Below are 11,926 nucleotides of genomic sequence, written 5' to 3'. Positions count from 1 at the left end.
TTTTCTTGGGGGAAGTCAGGAAGCGACGGAGAACCGGCGGATGCCGCGCGACGGCGGCTGCTTCTCCATCCAGCGGTTGGCGTCGTCGATGTGCACGAACCGCTTGCCGTCCGGGCCGGACGGCTGCATGTTCTTGAGCCCGCTCTTACCGCCCGATCGGTCGTACTCGAGCGCTTTCTGCTGCACGGTCCGGAGGTGCAAGCGCAGGTAGTCCGCGGCCTCCTGCAACGTCATCCACGGTGAGCTGGTCACGCTGCGACCTCGGCGTTGTTCCGGCGGGGGCCCTTGGTCTGTTCGGTGTTCTCGCGCCGGGTGGGCCCGGTGTTCGTCCGGGTCGGCTGCTTGGGCGGCGTGTCCGGTACGCCGTCGTTGTTGTTGCTGGCGAGGATCTCGGCGGCGACTTCGGGGTCGGCGACGATGTCGGCCGCGACCTTGACCGGGTCCTCGCTGTGCTGCGCGAGAGCGCGGCCGAGCGCGTAGATGCGGGTGATCTTCATCGTCTGGGGGCGTTCCGCCCGCGTGCTGTTCTGCACTGCGCGAACGGGGAGCGCGGCCTCAGCCGCGAGGGTGTGCAGGTCCCAACCGAGCAATGCCGCCCGGTGGCGGACCCTCTGTCCATTTAGGAGGGGCATGCGGCACATCATGCGCGACCATGCGCGACAGGTCAAGCATGATCCGGCATCATCGCCTAATTAAGGGTTGAACCATGCGCGACCATGCGGCATGATGCCTAACCATGCGGACCTTACTCAGGGAGTTTGAGGGCAAGGGCAAGTGGAAGCATCAACCGGGAAGACGTGCATCATGCGGGGGCATGCGGCATGATGCGCGCATGGCCAACGGCAGAACGCGCACGGCGAACTACTCGGAGACAGCGCGCCGGCGCCTCGGTGACGCCGTCGCGATCGCCCGACAAGCGGCCGGCCACAAGTGGCGGACGACGTTCGCACGGGAGCATGAGGGGCTCAACGTGAGCAGCCTCGAGCTACTCGAGAACGGCAAGCCCGGAGTAGCCGAGGCGGTCTTGGTCGCCGTCGGGCGGGCACTTCCGAACTGGAATGAGGACACCGCGCGGGTGATCCTCGAGGGCGGGCCGATCCCGCCAACCGCCGGCCCCGCGGGCCCGCCGTCGGCGAAGCCTCACCGGGCGCATGAGTGGTCGGCGAGTTTCCGCGCGCGGGTACTGGAGACCTCCGATGAGGACCACTTGGCCGAAGCGCGGCGCATCCGAATGGAGGACGGGCGGCTAGCGCAGCTGAACTACCTCAAGGCCGTTTTCGAGATCAAGGCCGAGGCCGCCGAGGCTGCCGCGGCCCTCGATGATGAGGGCCGGAAACCCTAAAGCGGCTGGTCATCCTAGGTGCTTCGATAGAGTTCGCAAGCGAGTTACCGAAGATTTAACCCGCACACTAGGCCACATGGGTGAAGGCGTCTCCGGTGGTTTACTCCAATCAGGTTGCGTATTCGTCCGACGTCTAACACGCAGCTACCGGTCGCCGAAAAACCTTCTGCCAAACGGGTCACCCCCGTTGGCAGAAGGAGGCTCAACATGCACAAGCGCCCCGTACCAGGACCCACCACTGTGCCGCTCCATCGCATGCTGTTCTGGCTCGCCGGGTTTCTCACTGCCGAACTGACCGCACATGCAGTTACCGCCCACCACTTTGAGTGGAGCGCGCCGCTGCTGATCTTGAATTGCACGGTGGTCGCCGTCGTTTGGGTCGCGGCGATTCTGACCCTGTGCACACAAAGCGTGATCATCGCACTGCGACAGGACCAGATCGACCAAGCCGACCACCCGGTCGGCGACGCGACCGATTTTGAGATAGCTCGATTGGAACGCCGTTTCCGCGGTGCTTAGCGCCGGGGGAGAGCGGCGCCACGGTCGAGCCGCTCTCCCCCGGCTCTTGCAACGTAGAAACATAGGAGGTCGAGAGAATGCCTTGGGCCGATCCGTACCCCGGAGGTGGTTTCCGTGGTGGCTACCGCGATAGCGCGGGCGCAAAGAAGTACGTAAAGGATCTCGACGGGAAAACCGTCCGGTACGAGACCAAGAAGAAAGCGAAGGCAGCCGCCAACGAGAAGGAAGTCGACGCGCGCCGCAAGGCTGCCGCGCCCTCCGAGGTGCCGATGGAGGCCACCACGAAATGGGGCGTGTGGTGGGATCACCTCGCCGGGGGGCGCAATTCTAACGATACGGACACCGCAGCGACCGAGGGATACATTGTCGAGGGCTACCTGCGCCCGAAATGGGGCGATGTCCCCCTATGCGAGATCTCGTACAAAGCGGTCAAACATTGGGTACAAGAGGGCGAACTGAAGGTTCGCCCCGGCATGTCCCCCGGCTACGTGCACCGCATTTTCAGCGTGTTCAACGTGTCGATTAAAGCAGCGTTGGATGAGGAGGTGCTCACAGCCTCGCCGCTCGCCGGGGTCAAGCTCCCCAAGCGGTACAAGAAACCCAAGCCGTACCTGTCGACGAAGTCGAACGCGGCCATGAGCGAGCACCTACGCGAGGACTACCGGGACGCACTGGCGTTCGGCCTCGAGACCGGCCTGCGCCCCGGCGAACTGTGCGGCCTGCACTCCGACCGACTCGACCTCGACCGCGGTTGGATGCTGGTCGCCGAAACGTTCGTCAAACGGCGCCGGATCCTCCGCCCGTACCCGAAGGACGGCGACGTGCGGTGGGTGCCGCTGACCGACTTGGCATGCGAGATCGCCGAACGGCGCATAGGCGGACGAGACGAGAGCAAGGGGTGCGGGTTCGCCCACAGCGACGGCCTGCCGTGTAGCGGTGTCTTGACGTTCCTGACCGTGCGCGGTCGGATCATGCACCCCGACACGATGGGCTGGCACATGAACAACGCTGCCGAGACTGCGAAGGTGCCGCGACGCAGCCCGTACGCGATCCGGCGAGGGTGGGCCACCCGCGCCGCCGAGGGCGGCCTGGACGCGTTTCAGATCGCCGAGATCCTCGGACACGCCACCCTCGACCAGGCACAGGAGTACGTGCAGCAGACCCCCGCCGCGCGAATGAAGCTCGTTGCGGCGTTGTCAAAGTATCCGCAGCTCACCGTGCTTGAGGGTGGCTTGGGGCAGACGTCGGATACGAAGGCCGGATCTGGGGCAAAGTCTGGGGCAGACGTCGACTCGCAGGCACTCGCACAAGATCGCGGACACGTTCGCCGATCTGCCGGTTGACCAGGGAATACATTCGCGTAATCTGACACAGACTCGCAGACGCTCGTAAACGTAAATCCGCTGGTCGGCGCGGTGCTGCTACCTAGTTGTGGTGGCAGGAGATCGCGTCGTCGAACGTCGTCTGCGGCACGACGTCCTTCAGCGCCTGCTTCACGAGCGCGACCATGGTGGCGCGGTTGCGCGCCGCGTAGTCCTGAGCCCAGAACAGGTCTCGCCGGTACGCCTGCATCTCCGGCGTGCCCGCGACGAACACCGCGAGGTCCGGATCCGGCAGGTCCGCGTTGTGCGGCAGTTTCCGCGCGACGGCCATATGCCGTTCCGCGAGCTCCTTGCCGATGTTGCGCGAACCGGAGTGCAGCATCAGCCACACGCGGCCTTCGTCCTCGCCGCCCTGTTCGAGGCAGACCTCGATGAAGTGGTTACCACCGCCGAGGCTCCCGATCTGGCGCGACGCGCGGTCATGCAGGTCCTGGACGCCGGGATGCAGGTCGCCGAAGGACTTCCAGAACGCGTCCCAGCCACCGACACCGTGCACCTTCGCCGGGTTCACCGGGGTCTTGTGCAGGCCGAACCCGACCGGGACGGCCGATTCGATCCGGCGGCGGAGCTTCAGCAGGTCGTCGGGCAGGTCGGCGGCGGTGAGCGAGGTCCGCACCGCGCTCATCCCGCAGCCGATGTCCACGCCGACGGCGGCCGGGGACACCGCGTCGCGCATCGCGATCACGCTGCCGACCGTCGCGCCCTTGCCGTAGTGGACGTCGGGCATGACCGCGACGCCGTGCACCCAGGGCAGGTTGGCGACGTTGTGCAGCTGTCGCATGGCCTGGTCCTCGACCGATGCGGGGTCCGCCCACATCCGGATCGGAACCCGCGAGCCTTCGACCGCCGTGTACATGACTTTCCCTTCGTGGAAAACGTTTTGTCGCCCTTGAGCATGCACGGGCCGGACGAACCGGACAAGGCAATTAGCTGGCTCCACAATGGACAGTCCACATGCGACCCCGAGGCCAGGGTGATGTTCATCGCGAAGTCTTCGATCGTATTCGAAAAGTGATCGGTCGTGGGAGGCGCTTCGGGCACAATGAGCGCTCGGTGTCGGGGGTACACCAACTCTGGGGAAGGTCCGTTTCACAGTGAAGTCTTTTCGTGGGCTGCTCGCTGCCGTCCTGCTGGCGGGGTTCCCGCTGCTCGTGCTCGCGTTCGTGGGCGGGATCGTGGCGCTCGAAGTGCTGGCGCTGCGGCACAACGTCTTCGCGGCGGTGAAGCTCGGCATCATCACCGTCCCGGTCTGCTGGATCCTGCTGAAGACCCTGCTCACGGTCGAGCGGGTGACCGGCGACGACGTACCCGGCGTCCAGGTGACGCCGGAGTCCCAGCCCGCCCTCTGGGCGCTGGTCCGGGAACTGGCGGCCGAGGCGGGTACCCGTCCGCCGGACGAGATCTACCTCGATCCGGACGTCAACGCCGCGGTCACCGAGCGCACCTCGTGGCTCGGGCTGCGGGTGCTGCGGCGCCGGATGATCATCGGCGTGCCGCTGATCATGGGCCTGCGCCAGGACCAGTTCCGCGCGGTCCTCGCGCACGAACTGGGGCACTACAGCAACAAGGACACGCGGTTCTCCGCCTTGACCTATCGCGGGCGCAAGTCGATCGCGCGGGTGGTCAACGGCCTCGACCGCGACGGCTATTTCGAGCGCTTCGTCGGCTGGCTCTTCAAGCAGTACGCGAAGCTCTATTTCATGGTCTCGATGAGCGTCTGCCGAGCCCAGGAGCTCGCGGCCGACGCGGTCTCGGCGCGGCTCGCGGGCACCGACGCGGCGACCTCGGCCCTGCGCGAGATCGAAGCACTGGCCGTCACTTGGCGGTTCTTCATGAACAACTACGCCGCGATCGGCTGGGACGCGGGCTATCTCCCGGACCGGTTCGGCGAGGGCTACCGCGCGCTGCTCACCGACCCGACCAGGGCCGAGCAGATGGAGGAGATGCGCCGGAACCCGTCGGAGGACGAGACCTCGCGGTGGGACACGCATCCGGCCATCCGAGACCGGGTCGGGGCACTCGAAGCGGGCACCCGGATCCCGGTCCGTCCCGGCGGCGAGCGCCCGGCGACCGAACTGCTGACCGGCGCCGAGGCGATGCTCGACGAGGCGCTGTTCACGGTCTTCTCCGACGAGGCGCGCACCAAGCGGCGGACGGACTGGCAGTCACTGGTCGCCATCGGCCGCCGCCACGTCGCCGCCGAAGCGGCCGCCGAGATCCTGGGGGAACGCACCTTGGACATGGCGCTGGACCTGCTCGAAGCGGGCCGGCACGAGGAAATCGCCGACCCTGAGCGGAAGCCGCCCGCCGGGGCCGGTCCGCGCGCCCGTCGTGAGTTCGACGCCGTCTCCGTCCGCGGGCGGCTGACGATCGTCGTGCACGCGGCGCTGACCGACGTCGGCGCGGGGCGATGGTCACTCTCGTGGTCCGGACCGGCGCCGTTCACCGTGGACGAGCGGCTGGAAGAGCAGCTCGCACCGGCGCTCGACAAGGCGACCGCGGCCGAAGCGGACACCGCGCCACTGCGCGCGCTCCTGACGGCCGCCGGGGTGCCCGCCGGCTACCGGCCGTCTTCCACTCTTGTTCGTTCTTAAGGAGTTTCCATGCTTTGGCTGCTCAAATCCCGTCAGCGCAAGGCCGTCTTCGCCGTGATGAAGGAAGCGAAGCGGCGCGGCGTCAGCATCGACGAACTCAACAACGTGCTGACGCCGGAGGAGTTCGCCGCGCTGCTGCCGCCGGAGAAGCCCAAGTTCAAGGGCAAGATCCCGGATGTCACGCGCTGGGGCCTTCCGCCGGACAGCGAGGTGTCGGCCGAGGAGTACTGGACCGACGGGGAGATCCTCGCCGCGCGGGAGTCGATCGCGCGGGGCGACTGGCAGGGCGCCGCGGCGCTGCTGGCGTCGACCTGGGGGAACTGGGACCGCCGGAACATGGTCACCGGCGTGCTCGGCGAGGCCGCCGCGAAGGACGACGAGTGGCTTCGGGCGTGGCGCAAGGCTCGTCCCGGCGACGCGGGAGCGGCGCTGGTCAACGCGGAATCGCTGGTGCACGTGGCCTGGGAGGTGCGCAGCGGGCTCCAGGCGAAACACGTCACCGACGAGCAGTTCGCCGCGTTCTTCCGGGTGCTGGAGCGGGCCGAAGAGGCCGTGCGCGAAGCCGCGGCGCTCGCCCCCGAGGATCCGACGCCGTGGGCGACCGCGCTCGCGGTCGGGATGGGGCGGCAGTACGACAACGACCGGTACCTCGAGGTCTGGGCGGAAGTCGTCGCGCGCGATCCGCTGCATCACGGGGCGCATTCGCGGGCCTTGCAGTATTGGTGCCCGAAGTGGTCCGGCTCGGCCGAGCTGATGTGGGAGTTCGCCGAGACCGCCGCGGCGAAATCAGCGGCGCTGGCCCCGCTGCTGCTGGTCGCCGCGCACGAATCCGAGCTCCAGGACGTCCCCGCTTGGCGTGACCCGCGGGTCGCCGGCGCGCTCGACGGAATCGTGGCCTGGCTCAACGGTGAAGGACGCGACCACCCGGCGACGCGGGGAGACCGGTCTTACGCGGCGAAGGCGCTCGTGGAGAACGGGCGGTTCGACGAGGCCGTCGAGCAGTTCCGGTTCATGGGGACCCGGGCCGACGGCGGGATGTGGTCCTACAGCTGGGATCCGCGCGGCGACTTCCTCGCCACGCGGTACGCGGCCTGCGCCGGTGCCACGCGCGTTTAGTCCTCTGAATGCGGGCCGTCACCCGCCGCTGCGACGATCCGTGAAGGCCTCCTTCACTACCTTGAGGGTAGGGAAGGAGGCCTTCACGGACTTGGGTCGTCAGGAGTTGGCGGCGACCAGTTCCGCGATCTGCACGGCGTTGAGCGCCGCGCCCTTCCGCAGGTTGTCGTTCGACAGGAACAGCGCCAGGCCGCGACCGCCGTCGACACCCGGATCCGTCCGCAGCCGCCCGACGTACGACGGGTCCTGGCCCGCGGCCTGCAGCGGGGTCGGGATGTCCGACAGCTCCACGCCGGGCGCGCCGGCCAGCAGTTCGGTCGCGCGGGCGACCGAAAGCGGCTGCGCGAACTCCGCGTTGATCGAGATCGAGTGCCCGGAGAACACCGGCACCCGCACACAGGTGCAGGAGACCAGCAGCTCCGGGATGCTCAGGATCTTGCGGCTCTCGTTGCGGAACTTCTTCTCTTCGTCCGTCTCGAACAGGCCATCGTCCACAATGGACCCGGCGAGCGGGAGGACATTGTGTGCGATGGGCCGCGCGTACTTCTTCGGCTCGGGGAAGGTCACCGCCGCGCCGTCGTGGGTCAGGGCGCCCGCGTTCGGCGCCGCCGCGGCGAGCTGGCCTTCCAGCTCCTCGACGCCGGCGAGCCCGCTGCCGGACACCGCCTGGTAGGTGCTGGCGACCAGCCGCACCAGTCCCGCTTCGGCGTGCAGCGGCTTGAGCACCGGCATCGCGGCCATGGTGGTGCAGTTGGGGTTCGCGATGATCCCCTTGCGCGCCTCCTTGATCGCCTCCGGGTTGACCTCGCTGACGATCAACGGGACGTCCGGGTCCATCCGCCAGGCCGACGAGTTGTCGATCACCGTGGCGCCGGCGGCGGCGAACCGCTCCGCCTGCGCCTTGGAGGTCGCGCCACCGGCGGAGAACACGGCGATGTCCAAACCGGACGGATCCGCGGTCGTCGCGTCCTCGATGACGATTTCCTGGTCCTGCCAAGGAAGTTTCGAACCGGCGGACCGCGCCGAAGCGAAGTACCGCATTTCGGCGACCGGGAAACCCCGTTCGGCCAGCAGACGGCGCATGACGCCGCCGACCTGGCCGGTCGCCCCGACCACGCCTACCCGCAAACCTTCCGACATCAGCGACCACTCCCCGCGTAGACGACGGCTTCTTCGTCGCCGCCGAGTTCGAACGCCTCGTGGATCGCGCGCACCGCGTCGTCGAGCTGCGCGTCCCGGATGAGCACCGAGATCCGGATCTCCGAGGTGTTGATGATTTCGATGTTGACGCCCGACTGCGCGAGCGCTTCGCAGAACGTCGCCGTGACACCGGGGTGCGACCGCATCCCCGCGCCGACGAGCGACACCTTGCCGACATGGTCGTCGTAGAGGACCGACTCGAAGCCGATCTCGTCCTTGATCTTCTCCAGCGACTGCACGGCCTTGGCCCCGTTGGCCTTCGACAGCGTGAAGGTGATGTCGGTGCGGCCGGAGACGGTGCTGGACACGTTCTGCAGCACCATGTCGATGTCGATCTCGTCGTCGGCGATCACCCGGAAGATCCTGGCGGCGGCACCGGCGTGGTCCGGCACTCCGGTCACCGTGATCTTGGCTTCGGAGCGGTCGTGCGCCACACCGGTGATCAACGCTTGTTCCACGGGGATCTCCTCGATAGAACCGGTCACCGTGGTGCCCGGCTTGTCACTGTAGGAAGAACGGACTCGGATCGGGACGCCGTAGCGGCGCGCGTACTCCACCGAGCGCAGGTGCAGGATCTTCGACCCGCTCGCGGCGAGCTCCAGCATCTCCTCGTAGGCGATGGTGTCGAGCTTGCGGGCGTCGGACACGACCCGGGGATCGGCGGTGTACACACCGTCCACATCGGAATAGATCTCGCAGACGTCGGCGTTCAGCGCCGCGGCCAGCGCGACGGCGGTGGTGTCCGAACCGCCGCGGCCCAGGGTGGTGATGTCCTTCGTGTCCTGTGACACGCCCTGGAAACCGGCCACCAACGCGATGTAGCCCTGGTCGAGGGCCTCCGTCACGCGGCTGGGGCTGACGTCGATGATCCGCGCGTTGCCGTGCACCGACGTCGTCACCACGCCTGCCTGCGAACCGGTGAACGACCAGGCCTCCGCGCCCTGCGCCGAAATCGCCATCGCGACCAGCGAGTTGGAAATGCGCTCACCCGCTGTGAGCAGCATGTCCATCTCACGCTCCGGCGGCGCCGGGTTGACCTGCTGAGCCAGGTCGAGCAGCTCGTCCGTCGTGTCGCCCATGGCGGAGCAGACGACGACCACGTCGTTGCCCGCCTTCTTGGTGGCGACGATGCGTTCCGCGACGCGTTTGATCCGGTCGGCACTTTCCAGCGACGAACCGCCGTACTTCTGGACCACGAGGGCCACGCCCGAACCTCCTCGACGGGCCGGGCGTGCTCCTCGTGGGCACCGAGGAGCCCCCGCGTCCCTTATTTGGGCGAAAGCCTACCGGGGTCGCGCACGCTCGCCACCCTCGTAAGTGGTCCTGACCACCACTTAGAGGACTTCCCGAAGTAAATCTTCCTTAACACCAACGAAATAGTCGGAGGCCTTTCACTTTAGTGACGGAGAGCACCCCTTGTTATGGTCCGGCGGTGCACAAACCAGCCGACACAAGTACCCCGATCGCGTCGATCCTGGCCGCCAGGTGGAGCCCGCGCGCCTACGACGAGGCCGCCACGGTGACCGAAGATCAGCTCCGAGCGCTGCTCGAAGCGGCCCGCTGGGCGCCGTCGTTCGGCAACACCCAGCCCGCCCGCTACCTGGTCGGGCTGCGGGGCACGCCGTCGTTCGACCGCATCCTCTCGACGCTCAACTCGGGCAACCGCGCGTGGGCCCACCGCGCCGGGCTGCTGCTGCTCGGCGTGATGGTGACCACGAACGAGAAGGGCGACGTCCCGTACGCCGAGTACGGGCTGGGGCTGGCGAGCGAGAACCTCGTGCTCCAGGCCGTCGACCTCGGTCTCATCGCGCACCAGATGGCGGGCTTCTCCGCCGAAGCGGCGAAGGACTCCTTCGGCCTTCCCGACGACGTCGTCCCCAAGGTCGCCATCGCGGTCGGGCACCCCGCGGACCCGTCGGTGCTCGAAGAGGACTGGCGGATCGAGCGCGAGAAGGCGCCGCGCGAGCGGATTCCCCTGGCCGAGTTCGCCTACGCCGACGCGTGGGGCACGAGCGCCTTCTCCGGCTGAGGGAGCCAGCGCAGGGCGAGGCTTCCGAGCCCGACGTGCAGCAGGCTGAGCACCGCGGCGGCGGTGTGGAGGCCCGCGACGAAGGCCTCCTTCGCGTCAAGAGCCGTCGTGGGCGCGATCTCGAGGGTTTCGCCGAGGGTGGGCGCGAGGCCTGGGCCCACCAGGCGGAACACCAGCGCGGCGAGCGAACCCACGAGCGCGATGCCCAGCGCGTTGCCGATCTCGTTGCTCGTCTCGGCGATCGCGCCCGCGGCTCCCGCGCGTTCGGCGGGTACCGCGGCGACGGCCGTGTCGGCCACCACGCTGAACGAGATGCCGTAACCGACCCCGGCGACCACCGTCGACGCGACGTACCAGCCCGCGCCGCCCGTGGCCCCGGTCATGAGCAGCAGCGCCAGCCCGGCGGCGATGGAGAAGTGGCAGCCGACCAGCGCCGCTCGCTTGCCGACGCGGTCGACCAGCGCGGGCGTGACCACGCACGTGATCGTGAGCACGGCCGCCCCGGGCAGCGCCAGCAACGCCGCGGACAGGACGGGCAGGCCGAGCACGGACTGCAGGTGGATCCCCGACAGGTAGGCGGCCGCCGACCACGCCGCCAGCGGCACCAGCCCGGTGACGATCGCGATCGTGAAGACCCGGTCGCGGAACAGGGAGAACTCGATCAGGGGGTACTCCAGACCTCGCTGCCGCCGGACGAACCACGCCAGCAGCCCGGCGCCGGCGATCCCCGTGGAGACCGCTAAGGCGGACAGGCCGTCGGCGGCCGCGTGCTTGATCCCGTGGATCGCGAGCAGGAGCCCGACGGCGGAGAGCAGCACGCTCAGCACGTCGACACGGCCTTGCCGGGTGGAACGCGCCTCCCGCAGCAACAGCGGCGCGAGCGCCAGGAACACCGCGATCACCGGCAGGTTGACCAGGAAGACCGTGCCCCACGCGAACCGCTCCAGCAGGACCCCGCCGACGACCGGGCCGATCGCGAAACCGGCGGCGAACGCGGCCGCGAAGACCCCGATGGCCCGCGCCCGGCGCCGTGGATCGGGGAAGAGTTCGCTCAGCACGGCCAGCGCGGACGGCAGCAGCGTCGCGCCCGCCAGCCCCATCAGGGCGCGGAAGGCGATGAGCGCTTCCGGATTCGGGGCGAAGGCCGCGCCCGCCGAGCCGAGGCCGAACACGGCGGCGCCGGTCATCAGCAGCTTGAGCCGCCCGTACCGGTCGCCGATGGCGCCGAACGCGATCAGCAGCGAGCCGACCGCGAAGCCGTAGACGTCCAGGATCCACAGCGCCTGATCGGCCGTGGGGGTGAGCGCCTGGCTGATCCGGGGCATCGCGAGGAACAGGATCGATCCGTCCATCGAGACCAGGAGCACCGGGCAGAGGATCACGAGCAGGCCGAACCAGGCCCGGGTGTGCGGTCGTGTCATGACCTCGACGATGTGCCGGTGCCGCCGCGGCAGCCATCCCCGTGCCGTGGGTACACCTCGCGGGTACACCCACGCGGCCGTCAGGGTGCGGGTGGTCACGTGGCCCTCCATGGCCCGAGTGTCCACATGGGACACTTTTCGACTGCGTGGCGTCGGGTTTATATCTATATGTACGATCCTGGTCGAGGTCGTGAGTGTTAATGAGGGTTATTGAGGGGTAAGGCAAACGTGGCATGGTCGGTGCGGGTGGGTCGTGGGTGGGGGGGGGGGGGGGGTGGGGGAAAAACCCCCCCACACCCCCCCCAAGGACCCGCCGCCGGGCC

Annotated in this window: 11 protein-coding genes and 1 pseudogene; 6 read left to right on the top strand and 6 right to left on the bottom strand. The window is 68.3% G+C overall.

Features of this window, described 5'->3' with window-relative positions:
- Positions 1 to 15: 15 nt before the first annotated feature.
- Both ACIRGA_RS18405 and ACIRGA_RS18400 read right to left on the bottom strand, forming a co-directional pair.
- Positions 16 to 252, bottom strand: coding sequence for a helix-turn-helix domain-containing protein (locus ACIRGA_RS18405; RefSeq protein WP_400942511.1), 237 nt, complete (start codon positions 250 to 252; stop codon positions 16 to 18).
- Complete coding sequence (locus ACIRGA_RS18400) at positions 249 to 632, bottom strand: hypothetical protein (RefSeq protein ID WP_400942510.1); 384 nt, start codon at positions 630 to 632, stop codon at positions 249 to 251. Before ACIRGA_RS18400 ends, ACIRGA_RS18405 begins: the two co-directional genes overlap by 4 nt.
- A 200-nt stretch (positions 633 to 832) precedes the next feature.
- Between ACIRGA_RS18400 and ACIRGA_RS18395 the strand changes: the two genes are divergently transcribed.
- The 3 genes from ACIRGA_RS18395 (at position 833) to ACIRGA_RS18385 (ending at position 3,204) form a co-directional block, all read left to right on the top strand.
- Complete coding sequence (locus ACIRGA_RS18395) at positions 833 to 1,342, top strand: hypothetical protein (protein WP_400942509.1); 510 nt, start codon at positions 833 to 835, stop codon at positions 1,340 to 1,342.
- A 207-nt stretch (positions 1,343 to 1,549) separates the two neighbouring features.
- Positions 1,550 to 1,861 carry a hypothetical protein gene (locus ACIRGA_RS18390; RefSeq protein WP_400942508.1) on the top strand — a complete coding sequence of 104 codons (312 nt, stop codon included), beginning with the start codon at positions 1,550 to 1,552 and terminating at the stop codon, positions 1,859 to 1,861.
- Positions 1,862 to 1,938: 77 nt separating this feature from the next.
- The gene (locus ACIRGA_RS18385; protein ID WP_400942507.1) at positions 1,939 to 3,204 is read left to right on the top strand and encodes a tyrosine-type recombinase/integrase; all 1,266 of its coding nucleotides are present in this window, start codon (positions 1,939 to 1,941) and stop codon (positions 3,202 to 3,204) included.
- A gap of 85 nt (positions 3,205 to 3,289) precedes the next feature.
- Here ACIRGA_RS18385 and ACIRGA_RS18380 read toward each other — a convergent pair.
- A pseudogene (locus tag ACIRGA_RS18380) lies at positions 3,290 to 4,099 on the bottom strand (RtcB family protein); the annotation flags it as partial.
- A gap of 238 nt (positions 4,100 to 4,337) precedes the next feature.
- Here ACIRGA_RS18380 and ACIRGA_RS18375 point away from each other — a divergent pair.
- Positions 4,338 to 5,837, top strand: coding sequence for a M48 family metallopeptidase (locus ACIRGA_RS18375; RefSeq protein WP_400942505.1), 1,500 nt, complete (start codon positions 4,338 to 4,340; stop codon positions 5,835 to 5,837).
- A 9-nt stretch (positions 5,838 to 5,846) separates the two neighbouring features.
- The gene (locus tag ACIRGA_RS18370) at positions 5,847 to 6,953 is read left to right on the top strand and encodes a DUF4034 domain-containing protein (protein WP_400942504.1); all 1,107 of its coding nucleotides are present in this window, start codon (positions 5,847 to 5,849) and stop codon (positions 6,951 to 6,953) included.
- A 99-nt stretch (positions 6,954 to 7,052) separates the two neighbouring features.
- Here the strand turns inward: ACIRGA_RS18370 and ACIRGA_RS18365 are convergent, their stop codons facing one another.
- Positions 7,053 to 8,093: an aspartate-semialdehyde dehydrogenase gene (locus tag ACIRGA_RS18365; RefSeq protein WP_400942503.1), complete on the bottom strand. Its 1,041-nt coding sequence runs from the start codon at positions 8,091 to 8,093 to the stop codon at positions 7,053 to 7,055.
- Entirely contained in the window at positions 8,093 to 9,358 is a 1,266-nt protein-coding gene (locus tag ACIRGA_RS18360; RefSeq protein ID WP_125679736.1) for an aspartate kinase, read from the bottom strand. The genes ACIRGA_RS18365 and ACIRGA_RS18360 overlap by 1 nt, the downstream gene beginning before the upstream one ends.
- Positions 9,359 to 9,585: 227 nt before the next feature.
- Between ACIRGA_RS18360 and ACIRGA_RS18355 the strand changes: the two genes are divergently transcribed.
- Positions 9,586 to 10,182: a nitroreductase family protein gene (locus ACIRGA_RS18355; RefSeq protein ID WP_400942502.1), complete on the top strand. Its 597-nt coding sequence runs from the start codon at positions 9,586 to 9,588 to the stop codon at positions 10,180 to 10,182.
- Here the strand turns inward: ACIRGA_RS18355 and ACIRGA_RS18350 are convergent.
- Positions 10,143 to 11,603, bottom strand: coding sequence for an MFS transporter (locus ACIRGA_RS18350; RefSeq protein ID WP_400942606.1), 1,461 nt, complete (start codon positions 11,601 to 11,603; stop codon positions 10,143 to 10,145). The two genes, ACIRGA_RS18355 and ACIRGA_RS18350, sit on opposite strands and share 40 nt — an antisense overlap.
- Between the last annotated feature and the right edge of the window lie 323 nt (positions 11,604 to 11,926).

The sequence above is a fragment of the Amycolatopsis sp. NPDC102389 genome, assembly GCF_044765885.1.
Lineage (GTDB): Bacteria > Actinomycetota > Actinomycetes > Mycobacteriales > Pseudonocardiaceae > Amycolatopsis.
Note: the sequence above shows the minus strand (reverse complement) of the source record. Positions and strands in the feature narration are given on the sequence as shown.

Bases quoted from the DNA above. Each gene is read 5' to 3' on its own strand.
- ACIRGA_RS18365 (WP_400942503.1), bottom strand. From the start codon at position 8,093: ATGTCGGAAGGTTTGCGGGTAGGCGTGGTCGGGGCGACCGGCCAGGTC.
- ACIRGA_RS18400 (WP_400942510.1), bottom strand. From the start codon at position 632: ATGCCCCTCCTAAATGGACAGAGGGTCCGCCACCGGGCGGCATTGCTC.
- ACIRGA_RS18370 (WP_400942504.1), top strand. From the start codon at position 5,847: ATGCTTTGGCTGCTCAAATCCCGTCAGCGCAAGGCCGTCTTCGCCGTG.
- ACIRGA_RS18350 (WP_400942606.1), bottom strand. From the start codon at position 11,603: ATGACACGACCGCACACCCGGGCCTGGTTCGGCCTGCTCGTGATCCTC.
- ACIRGA_RS18390 (WP_400942508.1), top strand. From the start codon at position 1,550: ATGCACAAGCGCCCCGTACCAGGACCCACCACTGTGCCGCTCCATCGC.
- ACIRGA_RS18385 (WP_400942507.1), top strand. From the start codon at position 1,939: ATGCCTTGGGCCGATCCGTACCCCGGAGGTGGTTTCCGTGGTGGCTAC.
- ACIRGA_RS18395 (WP_400942509.1), top strand. From the start codon at position 833: ATGGCCAACGGCAGAACGCGCACGGCGAACTACTCGGAGACAGCGCGC.